Below are 15510 nucleotides of genomic sequence, written 5' to 3' on the forward strand. Positions count from 1 at the left end.
ACGAGCGCCGGAAACCGGCGGTGAACGGCAAGGTCAGGCCCGCAGCCAGGGCAGTTGCGCGGCGCTGTAGCGGAACGTCTGGAACACGCTGTTGAGCTGGCCGGGCCCGGTCTTGCGCGCGGCTTCGTCCGGGTATTCGGCGAACCACGGAATCACGTATTCCCAGACGACCTCGCCGGCGGGCGTCACTTCGAACAGGCGGCCTGTCGACGATTCGGTGACGTGCGTGTTGCCGTTCGGCAAGCGCTGCGCGTTGCCCATGAACGGCGTGTAGAACAGGTTCACGACGTCGTCCGCATACGACCACACGACGCGCTGCGTCGCCGGATCGATCTCGACGACGCGCGAGAACACGACGTGCGCGCCGTGGCGGAAATTGCCGTTGTCGAACGCGAGGATGTTGCCGTTCGCGAGCGGCACCGGCGCGTGCTGGTGCGACACGACGTCGGGCCCGATCCGCAGGTCGACGCGGCCGGTTTCGCGGTTCACGCCGATGATGCCCGACGTCGTGCGCAGGCTCATCAGCACGCGGCCGTTCGCGTCGACAGCGAGGCCGTTGACGAGCGGCCAGTGATAGCGCCCGAAGCCCGCCGCGATCGGGAAATCCTCGGGTCGCAGGTGTTCGCGCGCACGCCATTCCCACACGATCTGCCCGGCCCGGTTCACTTCGCGGATCACGTCCGCATACATCACTTCGTCGTCGCCGTGCGGCGTGCCGCCCGGCACGCGCCGCGCGAACGCGGCGTCGACCGGTTCGCACGCGGCGTACAGCAGGTTGCCGTTCGGCAGCCACTGCGCGTCGTGATGATGCGAGGGGTCCTCGTAGCGCCACACCGTTTCGCCTTGCGGCGTGACTTCGTAGAAGTCGCCGCCATGCCACATCGACCACGGTGCGTAGCGCGATTCGGAGTGCGGATGATTGCCGTTGTAGCCGAGGTTGCCGTTCGCGAGGATGACCGCATGGCGGCCGGGGCGCACGGGCATCTTCCACTGATGCGCGACTTCACCGTCGATGCCGACGAGATAGACGTTGCCGTCGGCCGTCTGCGGCGCGATGAGCGTATAACCGCCCGCGGACAGCGCGGGATCGTGGGCGATGAGGCCGACGCCACGGCGGCGCTGGGTAATCTGGTCGACGGTTGTCACTGCACGCTCCATTCGAATCGGACACGGGGATGCAGCGCAATCTAGACGATCCGGGCGATCGGTAAAATCGGATTATTCTTGACGGCCTGTTCGGAAAAAACTAACGGATCACTCATGCGTTCGATATCGCAGGCATTCCGCTGTTTCGACGAAGTCGCGCGGCGCGGCTCGATTCGCAAGGCGGCCGACGCGCTGCACCTGACTGCCGCGGCGGTGCACCAGCAGATCCGCAATCTCGAGGAGCAGGTCGGCGTGCCGCTGTTCGACCGGCTGCCGCGCGGCATGCAGCTGACGCTTGCCGGCGAGATCGTGATCGCGGCCGTGCGGCGCGGTCAGCGCGACTTCGACAACGCGCTCACGCAGGTCGAGGACCTGCGCGCGCTGCGGCGTGGCCACGTGAACCTGGCGGTGCCCGCATCGACCGCGGAAAAGCTCGTGCCCGACGCGATCCTCGCCGCGATGCAGCGCTATCCGGGCGTCACGTACAGCGTGCGCTCGGGAAACGGCGAAAGCATCGTGCGCTGGGTCGAGACGGGCGAGGCCGACATCGGCTATGCGTTGCGCCGGCGCACGTCGGCGGGCGTCGTCGAGGTGCGGGCGTTTGCCCAGCCGCTGGGTGTCGTCACGGCGCCCGGCCATCCGCTCGCGGCGTCAGGCGGCAAGGTGCGGATGCGCGACTGCTTCGCGTATCCGCTGATCCTGATGACACCCGACACGGAACTGCGTGCGATGTTCGACCAAATCGATGCACGGCAGCCGCGCAGTGTGCGACCGCTGGTCGAGACGGGTTCGGTGCCGATGGTGCGGCGCCTCGCGGCCGAAGGCGCGGGCGTCGGCTTCCTGATCGCCGAGAACGTCGCGGACGATGTGGCTGCCGGCCGGCTCGCGTGGACGCCGCTTGCCGATGCGGGCGCGCGCTCGTTCAGCTGCATCTACCAACGGGCAGACATGAGCGCGACTGTCGCCATGACGATGTTCCTCGAGTTCTTCTCCGATGCGATCGAAGCGATGGAACACGGTTTCGCGCGGGACGGCCGGACGGCCGGCAAGCGCCGCCGGGCAGCGCGATAACGACAGCGGCCACGCGAGCGCATCGCACTGCGATGCAGTGCAACACGCGTACCCGCGCGCGTGCGGTCGTGACGTTGTGCGTGCAACGTCCGGCTGCATTACTTCATTCCCTTATTGCGGAAAAAAAATTGTTCATGGGACTATCGAACGCGTTGTCGGCGCACCGAGGGGGTCGCAGGCAGCGTGATGTCCCTCGCAACGACTGACAAGAACATCGGCAGACAATGAACAGAACAGCGATCTTTCCGTATGCGTCCGCGTTGCTCGCGGCCGCCATGATGTCGGCCTGCGGCGGCAACGACATCGAAACCGACGCGGGCGCCACGACGACACCCACGGCCGACACGAGTTGTCTCGCAATCGACAACAGCGGCTCGACTGTCGTGGTCGGGTCGAACCAGCCGGGCGACCCGTCACTGCCGGAAGCGTCGTCCGGTTATCGCACCGGGATGAAGCCCGTCCATGCGAAAACGTATCTGGTCGCCACGTCGAACGCCTACGCGAGCGCGGCCGGTTGCGCGGTGCTGAAGAAGGGCGGCACGGCCGCCGACGCGGCGGTCGCCGTGCAGGCCGTGCTCGGGCTGACCGTGCCCGAAGCGACGGGCCTCGGCTCGGGCGGTGTGCTGCTCTACTACGATGCGCGGGGCAAGACGCTGCAGGCGTATGACGGCCGAGAAACCGCGCCGGCCGCCGCGACGGAGAACTACCTGCGCTATGTCGACGATGCGACCGACCACTCCGCGCCGCTGCCGAATGCGCGTGCGAGCGGCCGCTCGATCGGCACGATCGGTGTGCCGAGGCTCATCGAGGCGCTGCAGCAGGATCACGGCCGGCTGCCGTGGCAGAACCTGTTCGGCGATGCGATCACGCTCGCGGCCAACGGCTTCCCGATCGGTGGCCGGCTCGCCGACGCGATCGCGGCGAACGCCGCGAACCTGAAGCGCGACCCCGAGGCCGCTGCGTATTTCCTGAATGCCGACGGTTCGCCGAAGACGCTCGGCACCGTGCTGAAGAATCCGGCGTATGCGCGCACGCTGACGCTGATGGCGCAGTCGGGTGCGAACGCGCTGTACACGGGGCAGATCGCGCAGGACATCGTCGCGAAGATCGCCACGACGAAGGGCGCCGATGGCTCGACGCTCACGCCGGGCAAGACGACCGTCGCGGATCTGGCCGCCTACCAGGCGAAGCGCCGCGACCCGGTGTGCACGACCTATCGCAGCTATTGGGTGTGCGGGATGCCGCCGCCGTCGTCGGGCGGCATCGCGGTCGCGTCGGCACTCGGCATTCTCGAGAACTACGACCTGAAGTCGCTGAAGCCGACGGCGATCGATCTCGAAGGCGGCAAGCCGACCGTCGCGGGCGTGCACCTGATCACCGAGGCCGAGCGGCTCGCGTATGCCGACCGCGACAAGTACGTGGCCGACACGGATTTCGTGCCGTTGCCGGGCGGCACGTGGAATACGCTGCTGAACAAGCCGTACCTGAAATCGCGCGCGGCGCTGATCGACCCGGCCAAGAGCATGGGTACCGCGCAGCCGGGCAATCTCGGTGCGGTGCCGCTCGGGGTCGACACGACGTTGATCGAGCACGGCACGAACCAGTTCACGATCGTCGACGGCGACGGCAACGTGCTGAGCGCGACGACCACGGTCGAGTCGAGCATGGGTTCGTTCCACATGACCAACGGCTTCCTGCTGAACAACCAGTTGACCGATTTTTCCGCGAACCCGGTCGACAGTTCGGGCAATCCGGTGGCCAACCGCCTGCAGCCGGGCAAGCGGCCGCGCAGCTCGATGGCGCCGACGATCGTGTTCGGTCAGGCCGCGGACGGCTCGCGCGGGGACTTCGTGATGGCGACCGGTTCGCCGGGCGGCGGCACGATTCCGCAATACGTGGTCAAGACGCTCGTCGGCGCGCTCGACTGGGGGCTCGACGCGCAGCAGTCCGCGGGGCTCGCCGACTTCGGCGCGAGCAACAGCCCGACGACCACGATCGGCGGCGAGCATCCGAACGTCAACACGGCGAACAACGGGGCGAACGATCCGCTGATCTCGGGGCTGCTCGCGCTCGGGCACAAGGTGTCGACCTCCGCGCAGGCGAGCGGCATCAACACGGTGATGCGCGTGACGGTCGGCCAGTCGCCCGCGTTGCAGGGCGGCACCGATCCGCGGCGTGAAGGCGTCGTGCTTGGCGATACGTTCCGGCCATAATCGGGCGGTACGCGCGCGGCCCCGATCTGCCCGTATTGGCCGACGGGCGATCGGGGCCGTGCATCGTGAAGGAGCCGCAATGATGCATGCGCATCTGCTTGAAATGGACGCCATCCTGTCGGCGCCGGGCTTTTTCGATTTCCTCGCCGACCTGGATTGCGACCGCGCGCTGGACAGTCGCGACGCCGAGCCGTTCGACGCGCAGTGGATGGCGTCGTTCGACGAAATCGACGGTGATCCGGGCGCAGCGCTCGACCGGCCGGCCGTGGATGCGCTGAGGGAAAAGGCGTTCAAGCTCGCGTTCGGCGCGTCGGGGCATGCCGGCGTGGCGGCGTGCGTGTCCGACGACATCGAGCTGATCGCGAGGAGCCGGTTGTCAGGCCGCACCGACGGCTGGCCGACGAGCGTCCTTTGGAATGCTTATAGAAGCGGCCGGTTTCCCTGCTAGCCGTTTCCGGTCGCTTCCGGCCGTTTTGCCTGTCTGGTTCCGATCCGTGCGATCGGCCTTGTCTCCGTCGCGGAATGCGCCGCGCGACACGCGTCCAGCGTTTCCCCGTCCGCCGGACTATACCGTCCCGATCCCGTTGCAATCGCCCGATTGTCAAACTGTGTGAATCAATCGTCAGCATTTGCAACCGAAGTAACAGTCCCCGCAAATCAATCGTTTTGCACGATCGCGCCGCTACATTAGCTCCACCTGCCGCACGTCGCGGCGAGGCATGCGACAAGCCGCACGAAGGCGGCCCGCAGCAACAACGTCTTTGGGGAGAATGACCATGAACAAGATCCGTACGATTCTGGTGGGTGCTGCACTGACGGCAGTGGCGACTTCGGCTGCGTTCGCACAGACGGCGCAAACCGGCGCCCAGGGTTCCGCGGGTGTCGGCGCGCAGGTTCAGACGCCGCTGCTCGGCGGTGGCGTGGGTGTGCAGGCCGGCGCCGGCGCGAACGCGGCAGGCTCGGGTTCGGGCGCGGGCAACGTCGTCGGCGGTGCGCTGAGCGGCGTCGGCAAGACGGTCGGCGACGTGGGCTCGGCGGCCGGCAACGCGGCGGGCGGTGCGACGCATGCGGTCGGTTCGGCAGCGGGCACGGCGAAGGATGCCGCCGCATCGGCCGTCCACTCGACGAAATCGCATGTGAAGCATGTCGCGGGCACGGCGAAGAACCACGCGCAAGGCGCGGTGTCGACGGCAGGCGATGTCGCCGGCGGCGCGAAGGCGAAGGCCGGTGAGGCGCTCGAAGGTGCGACGAACGCGGTGCAGGGCGGCGCATCGGTCGGTGTGAAGGGTTCGGCGTCCGCGCAAGGCGGCGCGCTGTAAGCGTCACGCTTCCCGTCAAGGCCCGGCCCGCTTCGATGCGGGCCGGGCTTTTCTATTGGCGCGCGCGGCGCGCCGTTCAACGCATCCTCGATACGGGGATGCGTCGACGTTCGCCACCGATCCGGCGCGCGACCCGTATGCACGCCTTTGCCTGGGGCCGCCGGCACGTGCCCGCAACGGGCGGTGTGCGCGCCCCCTGCCCATTGCCCGCCCGCCATGCTTAAATAGCGGGGCTCCCGATCGCCGGGCCGCCGGGATCGCGGTGCCGGCCGACACGGGCCAGCATGTCCGATCGACATCGTGACGACAGACGACACCAAAACGCCGTTCCGGCCAGTCCGGCGCGGCCCGATAACATTCCGAGGCCTCACGTCATGACCATCCTGTTCCGTCTTCTCGCGCTCGCCTGCGCGCTCTGGCTGGCCGCCTGCGCAGCGCCGCCCCCGCCGTCCGCCAGCAGCGGCGCGTCCGCCGCCGCGCCGAATGCCAGCGAACGCCGCGGGCTTGGCACCGCGTGGGGCGAGTCGGTGCGATCCGAAACCCGCCAGGTCGATTTCGAACGCGCGGATCCGGCGAAGCCGACGGATCTCGCGTCGGTCTATTACAACGATGCGTTGCCCGGACATCCGCCCGCGTCCCAGGTTCGCCGGTTGCCGACCCGCGTCGCGCTCGCCAACGGCGACATCGCGCTGTCGTTTACGGACGAAAATGGGGCGCCGCTGCGTCTTGCGCGCAGCAACGGCCGCTGGCACATGGCGGGCGTCGAAGGTTCGCGCTACATGATCGTGCTGCGCAACCAGGGGCGCCGTACGTTCGAAGTCGTGTCGACCGTCGACGGGCTCGACGTGCTGTCGGGGCGGCCGGGCAGCTACACGAATGGCGGTTACGTGCTGTATCCGGGCCGCACGCTGACGATCGAGGGCTTCCGCAAGAGCCGCGACGAAGTCGCCGCGTTCCGCTTCGCGGCGGTGCCCGACAGCTACGTCGCGAACTCGAAGTACGGCGATTCGGCGAACGTCGGCGTGATCGGCGTCGCGCTGTTCGCGCAGAAGGAGAATGAAGAGGAAGCGCTGCGCCGCAACGCGAATCCGTTCCCCGGCAATGACAACGGCTATGCTCCGCCGCCGGTGCCGCGCGGCGAGTGACGTTGCGTCGTGGATCGGCCGCGCGCGTCGCGGCGAACGATGCGCGCGCAGCGATCCTGGGTCGCCGCGGCCCGAGCGGCATGCCGGCGCATGCGACGGACTTCACGACGATCCTGCGCGATTCTTGCGGCCGCGGATCGGCCCGATGAGATCGTCGATTGCATTGAGGCTCGCGGCGCTGGCGCTGCTGGCCTCGAATGCCGCCGTCGCATTCGCCGAAACGCCGGCGCCGGAATCGGTGCGGCTCGCCAACGGTCACGAGATCGAATGGGCGAGCCCGAGGCTGTTCGAGGTCGATGCGGCCCGTCACACGAAATCGGCACTGATCGTGCCGGCTGCGCTGCGCCGTGCATTGGCCGACGCATCGAGCGTTGCGTTCCCGTCGGGCCGTTCGAAGCGGATCGACGGCAACGACTATCTGCTGGTCGTCGTCAATCGCTCGTCGAGCAGCCGTCCGACCGGATATTGCGGCGCGGGCGAAGAAGGGTCGCTATACGTGCTGGAACTGCGCGGCACCCGTGCGGTGCCACGTTTCTCGCTGCCGGTCCAAAGCTGTCTCGATTCCGTTTCTCTCGAAACCGACGGTGGAACTCAGTCGCCTTACCTGGCGATCGCGTGGCGCGACGATCCGGCCGCCATCGACATCCGGTGGGAATATGTCGCGCATGGCGGCGCGCTGCATCGCGTTTATCGTTTCGTGAACGGCACATTTGTCGAGACCGAGGTACCGCAGTAACACGGTCATCCCGTGGCACGATGGCGATTCGAATTCGCATCGCGTGCTTTCCTCCCTTCCGGCTCCACGGAGAGCGTCATGTCGTTACCCGCTTTCAGGTACCATCCCGACCCGCTGGCAACGGGCAGCGTGATCCGCTCGGACGTGCGCTGCGTGTGTTGCGGCGATGCACGTGGTTACGTCTACGCCGGCCCCGTGTATGCGGTCGACGAGTATGAGAATTGCATCTGCCCATGGTGCATCGCCGACGGTTCGGCGCACGCGCGGCTCGGCGCAACCTTCACCGACACGGACGGCATCGGCGGTGGCGAATGGGACGAAGTGCCCGACGCGGTCGTCAGCGAAATCGCTTGTCGCACGCCGGGCTTTCAGGGTTGGCAGCGGGAGCGGTGGTGGACGCATTGCGGCGATGCCGCGCAGTTCATCGGCCGTGCGGGTGCCGGAGAACTGCGTGCGCTCGGCCCGCAGGCAGTCGCGTCGATTCGGGAATCGACCGGACTCGACGAGGGCGCGGAGTGGGAGCATTTCCTTGCCGCACTCGACAAGGACGGTTCACCGACCGCATATATGTTCCGCTGTATCCGTTGCGGCGAACCCGGCGGCTATCAGGATTGCGACTGATGGCCTGGCTCACGGCATCGCGCGGCGATCGCCGGCTTTATCGTCATGAAACAGAGGAATCTTCGTGAAGTTCATCCACGCGGCAGACATACACCTTGACAGCCCGTTGCACGGCCTGAGCGCGTATCCCGACGCGCCGGCCGCGCAGTTGCGCAACGCGTCGCGCGAGGCGCTGCGGCAACTCGTGGATCGTGCGATCGAAGAGGAAGTCGCGTTCCTCGTGATTGCCGGCGACCTGTACGACGGCGACTGGAAGGATCACAACACGGGCATCTTCTTCGGCCAGCAGATGGGGCGCCTGCGCAAGGCCGGCATCCGTGCGTTTGTCCTCGGCGGCAACCACGATGCCGAAAGCGAGATGACGAAGAAGCTGACGCTGCCCGACAACGTCACGGTGTTCGGCCACCGCAAGGCGGAAACCCACAAGCTGCCTGAATTCGAAGTCGCGCTGCACGGGCAGAGCTTCAAGGACAAGGCCGTCGTCGACAATCTCGCGATCGGCTATCCGGACCCGGTCCCCGGTTACTACAACATCGGCGTGCTGCATACGGCGCTCGAAGGCTATGCGGCGCACGCGAACTATGCGCCGTGCACGCTGGCCGAACTCCACGCGAAAGGCTACGACTACTGGGCGCTCGGCCACGTGCACGAATTCCAGCAATGGTCGGGGCCGTCCACCGTGGTGTTTCCCGGCAACCTGCAGGGGCGCCACATCCGCGAGACGGGCCGCCGCGGCGCGGTGCTCGTGACGGTCGAGCAAGGCCGCACGCAGGTCGAGCGTCTGTATCTCGACGTGCTGCGCTGGGAAGCCGTGTCGGTCGACGCGTCCGATTGCCTTACCGTCGCCGACCTGTCGAGAAAGATCGGCCAGTCGCTGGAAGCGCTGCTGACCGTCGACGGCCATGTGCCGCGCGCGGTGCGCGTGACGGTTGCGGGGCGTACGCCCGCCCACGGCCTCTTTTTCGGCCGCGCGCCGCAGTTGCGCGCGGAGGTGCTGAACCAGATCGGCATCATCGGCAACGAGCGGCTGTGGCTCGAGAAGGTCCGGCTCGCGACGTCCGCGGCCGATCATCAGCCGGGCGAAAGCGAGCAGCTCGAAGCGCTCGAGGACCTGAAGCAGATCCTGGCCGACGCCGCGCGCGATCCGGATTTCCTCGAGTTGCTCGAACGCGACCTGAAGCCGTTCGTCGGCAAGGTGCGCAGCGACGTGAAGGAAGAGGTGCCGTTGTTGGCGATGGCACGCGCGGGCGAGTTCACGGCACTCGTCGAGCAGGTCTGGCCCGCGTTGCTTGCGCGGCTGGCGAGGGGGGAGTAAGCGATGCGGATCAACCAGCTCGATCTGATCAAGTACGGCAAGTTCACCGACGAGACGCTGCGTTTTCCGTCGGCCGGCGAGGATTTCCATGTGATCGTGGGGCCGAACGAGGCCGGCAAGTCGACGATCCGCACGGCCGTGTCGGAACTGCTGTTCGGGATGAAGCTGCAGACGCCCCTCGATTTCCTGCACAGCACACCGGAACTGCGGATCGGCGGCGTGCTGGAGAGCGGCACGGGCGAACTCGCGTTCCACCGCGCCCGTGGGCGCAGTCCGCTGCGCACGCCCGCCGACGACAGGTTGCCCGACGATTACCTGGCCGCCGTTCTCGACGGCGCCACGCGCGAGTTCTTCGAGCAGATGTTCGGGCTCGATCACGGGCGTCTGGTCGCCGGCGGCCGGAGCATTCTCGACGCATCCGACAAGCTCGGCCAGGTGCTGTTCGAATCGGCCGCCGGAGTCGGCAGTCTCGGGCCGGTGCGCGAGGAGCTCGATGCGCGTGCGGTCGAGCTGTGGGCGCCGCGTCGCAGCGGCAGCGCGTTTGCGCTCGCCGAAACGTCGTTCAACGAAGCCGTGACCGAACTGAAGACGGTTCAGGTGCGCACGCGCGACTGGGTCGAACGCAAGGACGCGCGCGAAGCGGTCGAACAACAGATCGAGCAGGCGCGCGCGGAACAGCGCCGGCTCGAAGCGTTGCGCTCGAAGCTCGAGCGCGTGCGACGGCTGGCGCCGTACCTCAAGGAGCTGACGGTCAAGGACGCGGCGCTCGCGGAACTGGGCGCGGTCGTCGAGTTGCCGCCCACCGCGTATGCGGATCTGTTGAAGGCGCAGGGCGATCTCGCGGCCGAACAGAAGGTGCTCGAGGAACGGCGTGCCGACCTGCTCGCGAAACGGCAGGCACGCGATGCGATCGAGGCCGACGCTGACACGCTGGCGCTCGAAGCCGACATCGAGGCGCTCGATCGGCTGCGCGGCGCGTGCATGAATCACGCGCAGGATCTGCTGCTGCTGGGTGCGGACGTCGAGCGGCACCTGTCCGCCGCGTTCGCCGCAGCCGCCCAGCTCGACTGGCCGACGGACGAAGCGTCGCTGCGTGCGTCGCTGCCGACGGCGCTGTCGCTGAAGACCGTGGCCAACCTGTTGCGCGAACACGGCGCGCTGCACCAGGCGCTGGCCGGCGCGCGCGAATCGCTCGACGAACGCACGCGCGACCTTGCACAGGTGCGGGAACAACAGGCGCGCCTGTCGACCGTCGATGTGCCGGAAACGCTGCGCGCTGCGCTGGCCGATGCGCAGGGCTTTCGCAACAGCGGCCAGCGCGAGCAGGCGCTCGAACAGGAAATCGCTGCTGCCGAACGCACACTGTCCGGCGCACTCGATGCGCTCGGCCGGTGGCGCATGCCGGTCGACACGCTGCGCGCGCTCGACGTCCCGTCGGTGGCACAGCTCGGTGCGCTGCTGAAGGAAGACAGCGAACGCGCGAGCGCGGCCGCTGCCGCACGCGACGCACGGGACGGCGCGCTCGAAGAGCTCGAGCGGCTCGAACTGCAGGAGAAGCACTTCGCGGAGAACCACAAGGTCGTCACGACCGCCGACGTGCTGGCAGCGCGTGCGCGGCGCGACGGCGCGTGGGGCGATATCCGCAGCGGCGCGACCGATCTCGCGACGGGCGCGCCCGCGCTCGACGATGCGATTCGCCTTGCGGACGAACTCGTCGACGCGCAGTTGGGCGCGACGCAGGCAGCGGCGACGTTGCAGTCGCTGCGTCAGCAGGTCGAATCCGCGCGTGCGGGCGTGGCGCGCAGGCAGGCCGCACTGGACGAGCGCGAGCGTGAGCTCGCCGCGCATCGCGACGCATGGGCCGCGCTCGCGACGACGGCCGCGGTGCCCGGGATGCCGCTGGCGGCGATGGGCGACTGGCTGGCGAAGCGCGACACGGTGTTCGCCGCGCAGGCCGATCTCGATCGCCAGCGTCGCGAATTCGACACGATTCGCGCTGCGCGGGCCGGTGCCGAAGCCGCGTTGCGCGCGGCGCTGCGTACCGTGCCGCGAGGAGGCGAGTCGGATGGTCTGGCGGCACTCGTCGCGACCGCCGAGGCTTTCGTACAGTCGGCCGAGAAAGCGCTCGCGCAACAGGACAGTCTCGAGGAGCGCGCGCGGGAAGCCGAACGCGGATGCGCGACGGCGCAATCGCGGGCCGGCCACGCGCAGGCGGCCTACGACGCGTGGCACGCGCAATGGCGCGACGCGCTGGCCGACGCGAAGCTTTCCACGAGCGCGGCGACGCTGGCCGCGGCGGAAGGTGCGCTCGCGCTTGCCAACGCCGTGACGGCCGAACTGGCCGATGCCGACGCGCCGCGCAACCGGATCGTCGCGATCCGTGCGGAACTGGCCGCGCTCGAGGCGGGCGCACGGCGGCTTGCCGCGGCGCTCGCGCCGGAATGGCTGACGAGCGGCGACTGGCCGGACGTCGCGCACCGGCTGACGATGCGCCTCGCCGCCGCCAGGGAAATTGCGCGTGCGATCGATCGGGCCGACGAGGCCGTGCGGCAGGCCGACGGCAAGGTCGCGGATGCCGCCGCCGCGGTGGCCGGTGCCGAGGCACGCGTCCAGCCGCTGCTGCAACTGGCCGGTGTCGTGTCGATCGATGCCGCGCTGCCGCTGGCCGAACGCTCGGACCGGCAGCGCCAGCTCCGGCAGGCGGTCGATGCCGCGCACGAGGCACTGGTGCGCGACGGCGACGGCCTGTCCCGCTCCGCCGTCGAAGCCGAGGTCGCGGAGCAGGACATCGCCGACGTACCTGCGCACCTCGAAGCGGTGAAGCAATCGCTCGCCGATATCGGCAAGCGGCTCAACGAGCTTTCACAGCAGCAGGTCGTGGCCGATCAGGCGTTCGGCGCGATCGACGGCCAGGCGAGCGCGGCCGTTGCCGAGTCGAAACGGCAGGAAGCGCTGGCGGCGATGGGCGATGCAGCCGAACAGTACCTGGAAGCGGCCACCGCAAGCCGGTTGCTGAAGTGGGCGACGGATCGCTATCGCGACCAGAAGCAGGGGCCGATGCTCAGGCGCGCGGGCGAAATCTTTGCCGGGCTCACGCTCGGCGAATTCTCGCGGCTGACCGTCGATACCGAACGGACGCCGCCCGCCCTGTATGCACGGCGGACGAAGGGCGCATCGGTCGAGGTTGCCGGGTTGAGCGAAGGCACGCGTGACCAGTTGTTTCTCGCGCTGCGGATCGCGGCACTGGAACTGCAGCTCGGCAGCCGGACCGCGCTGCCGTTCGTGGCCGACGATCTGTTCATCAACTTCGACGACGCGCGCGCGAAGGCCGGCCTCGACGCGCTGCGCGATCTGTCGACGCGAACCCAGGTGCTGTTCCTGACGCACCACGACCACCTGCTGCCGCTCGTGCGGGACGTATTCGGTGCGCAGGTCAACGTGGTCGAGCTGCAGCGCGCGCCGGTGAGCGCGTGATGCGGGGTGTGCCGGGATGCCGGCGCACGGGCGCGGTCATCGCGTGCAGGTAGTATGTGCGGTTCCGAAATGCGCGCGGCCGGTTCTGCCGGTCGCGGGTCTGGCCATACGAGGGGGGAATATGAAAAAGCTGGTAGCTGCCATCGCGTTCGCGGCGGACAAGCATCGCAATCAGCGGCGCAAGGACGAAGAAGCGTCGCCGTACATCAATCATCCGATCGCGCTCGCCGACGTGCTGGCCAACGAGGCCGGCGTCGAGGACGAGCGGGTGATCGTCGCGGCCGTGCTGCACGACACGGTCGAGGATACGGAGACGACCGAGCAGGAGCTGCTGCGGCTGTTCGGCAAGGACGTGGCGGACATCGTGATGGAAGTCACCGACGACAAGTCGTTGCCGAAGGAAGAGCGCAAACGCCTGCAGGTCGAGCATGCGGCGACCATCAGCCGGCGCGCGAAGCTCGTGAAGCTGGCCGACAAGATCTGCAACCTGCGCGACATCGCGCGGCATCCGCCCGCGGACTGGCCGCTCGAGCGCAAGCAGGCGTACTTCGACTGGGCGAAGTCGGTCGTCGACCCGATGCGCGGCGTGCATCCCGGTCTCGAAGCGATCTTCGACACCGCCTACGACGCACGGCCGGCGGACTGAGGCGCCCGCATGCGATCGGCCCGATCCGCTGGATCCGCGCGGCAACCGCTGGCCGTGGCGGGTGTCGATGTGGGTGGCGAAAAGAAGCAATGCGATCTCGTGATCCTGCGCGGACCAACGGTCGTTTGCCGCGAGGAACGAATCGCGCCCGAGGCGGTGCCTGCGCTGTGTCTCGCCCATGACGTCGTGGCCGTCGGTGTCGACGCACCGAGCGTGTGGTGGACGGGGAGCGGGCGCCGGGCGGCGGAACAGGCGCTCGCGCGCGAACGGATCTCATGCTTTCCGACGCCGTCACGGGAGCAGGCAGTTGCGAGCACGTCAGGCTTCTTCGACTGGATGTTCATGGGAGAGCGTGTCTACCGCGTACTCGCGGACGCCTATCCGCTGCTGACCGGCGCGCGCTATGCGGGCGGGCGCGCGAGCTTCGAAACCTATCCTTATGCGATCACCTGCGCAATGCTGGGCAAGACTGTTGCGTCGGCGAAGCAGAAACGCAACCAGCGCCGGCAGTTGCTGGAGCGACTGGGGATCGATGTGTCGACGCTGAAGTCCGTCGATGCGCGAGACGCGACCCTGTGCGCGTTGACCGCGCAATACGTCATCGACGGGAGTGCGCACGCGTATGGCGATACGGAGGGCGGATATATCCGCGTGCCGATCGTGAACGAGACGATCGCTCTCGACGCACCGTAGTCGTGTCGCGCGGCCCGGGCGAGGCGCGTAGCAAAAAGGTGAGCTTTTTCGGGAGGGGCGCGGCCGGTGTGCCGGCGAAGGTGTCGGGCTGCGATTGCCGGCCGGCAAGCATCGGAATGGTTGGCGCACACGGCGTTAGGCCGGTGCGCTGCGCGATCCCGGGCCGCGTTACTCAATCCTCGAGGATGGCTTTCGGCACGCTGGACAGGTCACAGGCTTGCGCCTGTTCGAAGTAGCCTTCGGCGTCGTCGATCATCACGACTGCGACGTCGATCAGTTCGTCGAGCCGTTGCAGCAGCGATTCGCGCCACTCGATGTCTTCGTCACGCTCGGGCGTCTTGTCCAGCTGCTCGATGATCGAGTCGGCGGTCTGCAGGAAGGGAATCGCCTGTTGATAATTTTCGATCGAGACCATTGCCGCGTTGCGCGCGCCGACGAGCCGCTCGCGGTGCTCGTCTGCCAGTTCGGATTCGCCACTGATTCGCGGCAATACATCCGAGATGCGTTGCAGAAGCGGCGGAGCCTGTTCTTCCAGGATGATGGCGCGCTCGCGGAGCGCTGCATATTCGTCGCGAAGGTCGGCGTCGCCGGATTGAGTCGTGCTGTCCATCGTGGATATGAGTGCGTGGTTCGGTCGCGGCATGATACTCGACAGCACCGGATTCCTTGCCCGTTCCGCGTCCGTATATATAGAGGGACGTGAGGCATACGTCACACCAATAGAGGGTTGATCGCGTTGCAACGCGCGGCTCGTCGTGAGGCCAGTCCCCGTGCGCGCCAGCGCACGGGGACTTTTCAAAATATTTTCACAAAGGGCTTGCGTGGATGAGGGCAGGTGCTTAGAATCACGCCTCTTTCGCGCTAACGGAAACGCGGCGCGGGAGAGGGAAGCGAAGCTGGTGGTGTGCTGCAGTGATGGGCGCGCGGCTGGCGAAGAAAGTTGAACCCCGCAGTCGCAACGATGTAGTGTAAAAAGTTGTTGACGAACTGCGAAACACGGTTCATAATCTCGCTTCTCTGCTGCTGAAAACGCAGCGCTGCCGGGAAACACGAAGTTCCTCGCAAATTGCTCTTTAAAAATTAACAGCCGATAAGTGTGGGCGCTTGATGGAAGCGAGCTGATCCTCGGAT

13 protein-coding genes are annotated in these 15510 nt (G+C 67.6%); 11 read left to right on the forward strand and 2 right to left on the reverse strand.

Annotation, left to right across the window (positions count from 1 at the left end; all coding sequences use genetic code 11):
- Positions 1–33 precede the first annotated feature (33 nt).
- On the reverse strand, positions 34–1158 hold the full coding sequence (locus FOZ70_RS36805; RefSeq protein ID WP_059816695.1) for an aryl-sulfate sulfotransferase: 1125 nt from the start codon (positions 1156–1158) through the stop codon (positions 34–36).
- A 102-nt stretch (positions 1159–1260) separates the two neighbouring features.
- Here FOZ70_RS36805 and FOZ70_RS36810 point away from each other — a divergent pair, with 102 nt between their 5' ends.
- The 11 genes from FOZ70_RS36810 (at position 1261) to FOZ70_RS36860 (ending at position 14379) form a co-directional block, all read left to right on the forward strand.
- The gene (locus FOZ70_RS36810; RefSeq protein ID WP_059487792.1) at positions 1261–2217 is read left to right on the forward strand and encodes a LysR family transcriptional regulator; all 957 of its coding nucleotides are present in this window, start codon (positions 1261–1263) and stop codon (positions 2215–2217) included.
- Between the two features lie 224 nt (positions 2218–2441).
- Positions 2442–4430, forward strand: coding sequence for a gamma-glutamyltransferase family protein (locus FOZ70_RS36815; RefSeq protein ID WP_219707852.1), 1989 nt, complete (start codon positions 2442–2444; stop codon positions 4428–4430).
- Positions 4431–4533: 103 nt separating this feature from the next.
- The gene (locus tag FOZ70_RS36820; RefSeq protein ID WP_240690391.1) at positions 4534–4878 is read left to right on the forward strand and encodes a hypothetical protein; all 345 of its coding nucleotides are present in this window, start codon (positions 4534–4536) and stop codon (positions 4876–4878) included.
- Positions 4879–5206: 328 nt separating this feature from the next.
- On the forward strand, positions 5207–5749 hold the full coding sequence (locus tag FOZ70_RS36825; RefSeq protein WP_219707853.1) for a hypothetical protein: 543 nt from the start codon (positions 5207–5209) through the stop codon (positions 5747–5749).
- A 374-nt stretch (positions 5750–6123) separates the two neighbouring features.
- Positions 6124–6894, forward strand: coding sequence for a hypothetical protein (locus FOZ70_RS36830; RefSeq protein WP_219707854.1), 771 nt, complete (start codon positions 6124–6126; stop codon positions 6892–6894).
- A gap of 145 nt (positions 6895–7039) precedes the next feature.
- Positions 7040–7630, forward strand: a complete 591-nt coding sequence (locus FOZ70_RS36835) for a hypothetical protein (protein ID WP_060156999.1) — start codon at positions 7040–7042, stop codon at positions 7628–7630.
- A gap of 78 nt (positions 7631–7708) precedes the next feature.
- Positions 7709–8251 carry a CbrC family protein gene (locus FOZ70_RS36840; RefSeq protein ID WP_219707855.1) on the forward strand — a complete coding sequence of 181 codons (543 nt, stop codon included), beginning with the start codon at positions 7709–7711 and terminating at the stop codon, positions 8249–8251.
- Between the two features lie 64 nt (positions 8252–8315).
- Positions 8316–9566 carry a DNA repair exonuclease gene (locus tag FOZ70_RS36845; protein ID WP_219707856.1) on the forward strand — a complete coding sequence of 417 codons (1251 nt, stop codon included), beginning with the start codon at positions 8316–8318 and terminating at the stop codon, positions 9564–9566.
- Positions 9567–9569: 3 nt separating this feature from the next.
- Positions 9570–13040, forward strand: coding sequence for a YhaN family protein (locus tag FOZ70_RS36850; protein WP_219707857.1), 3471 nt, complete (start codon positions 9570–9572; stop codon positions 13038–13040).
- Between the two features lie 121 nt (positions 13041–13161).
- Positions 13162–13686 carry an HD domain-containing protein gene (locus FOZ70_RS36855; protein WP_043185438.1) on the forward strand — a complete coding sequence of 175 codons (525 nt, stop codon included), beginning with the start codon at positions 13162–13164 and terminating at the stop codon, positions 13684–13686.
- A 9-nt stretch (positions 13687–13695) separates the two neighbouring features.
- A complete protein-coding gene (locus FOZ70_RS36860; protein WP_219707858.1) occupies positions 13696–14379 on the forward strand; it encodes a DUF429 domain-containing protein in 684 nt (227 codons plus the stop codon).
- 172 nt (positions 14380–14551) lie between these two features.
- Here FOZ70_RS36860 and FOZ70_RS36865 read toward each other — a convergent pair whose 3' ends face one another.
- On the reverse strand, positions 14552–15022 hold the full coding sequence (locus FOZ70_RS36865) for a hypothetical protein (RefSeq protein ID WP_042976724.1): 471 nt from the start codon (positions 15020–15022) through the stop codon (positions 14552–14554).
- Positions 15023–15510: the final 488 nt, after the last annotated feature.

Origin of the sequence: Burkholderia sp. COPS (genome assembly GCF_019425585.1) — a bacterium.
Classification (GTDB): domain Bacteria; phylum Pseudomonadota; class Gammaproteobacteria; order Burkholderiales; family Burkholderiaceae; genus Burkholderia; species Burkholderia cepacia.

Coding starts and splice junctions, on each gene's coding strand:
- FOZ70_RS36865 (WP_042976724.1), bottom strand. CDS start 15,022: ATGCCGCGACCGAACCACGCACTCATATCCACGATGGACAGCACGACT.
- FOZ70_RS36810 (WP_059487792.1), top strand. CDS start 1,261: ATGCGTTCGATATCGCAGGCATTCCGCTGTTTCGACGAAGTCGCGCGG.
- FOZ70_RS36825 (WP_219707853.1), top strand. CDS start 5,207: ATGAACAAGATCCGTACGATTCTGGTGGGTGCTGCACTGACGGCAGTG.
- FOZ70_RS36805 (WP_059816695.1), bottom strand. CDS start 1,158: ATGGAGCGTGCAGTGACAACCGTCGACCAGATTACCCAGCGCCGCCGT.
- FOZ70_RS36835 (WP_060156999.1), top strand. CDS start 7,040: ATGAGATCGTCGATTGCATTGAGGCTCGCGGCGCTGGCGCTGCTGGCC.
- FOZ70_RS36815 (WP_219707852.1), top strand. CDS start 2,442: ATGAACAGAACAGCGATCTTTCCGTATGCGTCCGCGTTGCTCGCGGCC.
- FOZ70_RS36850 (WP_219707857.1), top strand. CDS start 9,570: ATGCGGATCAACCAGCTCGATCTGATCAAGTACGGCAAGTTCACCGAC.
- FOZ70_RS36830 (WP_219707854.1), top strand. CDS start 6,124: ATGACCATCCTGTTCCGTCTTCTCGCGCTCGCCTGCGCGCTCTGGCTG.
- FOZ70_RS36860 (WP_219707858.1), top strand. CDS start 13,696: ATGCGATCGGCCCGATCCGCTGGATCCGCGCGGCAACCGCTGGCCGTG.
- FOZ70_RS36820 (WP_240690391.1), top strand. CDS start 4,534: ATGGACGCCATCCTGTCGGCGCCGGGCTTTTTCGATTTCCTCGCCGAC.
- FOZ70_RS36840 (WP_219707855.1), top strand. CDS start 7,709: ATGTCGTTACCCGCTTTCAGGTACCATCCCGACCCGCTGGCAACGGGC.
- FOZ70_RS36855 (WP_043185438.1), top strand. CDS start 13,162: ATGAAAAAGCTGGTAGCTGCCATCGCGTTCGCGGCGGACAAGCATCGC.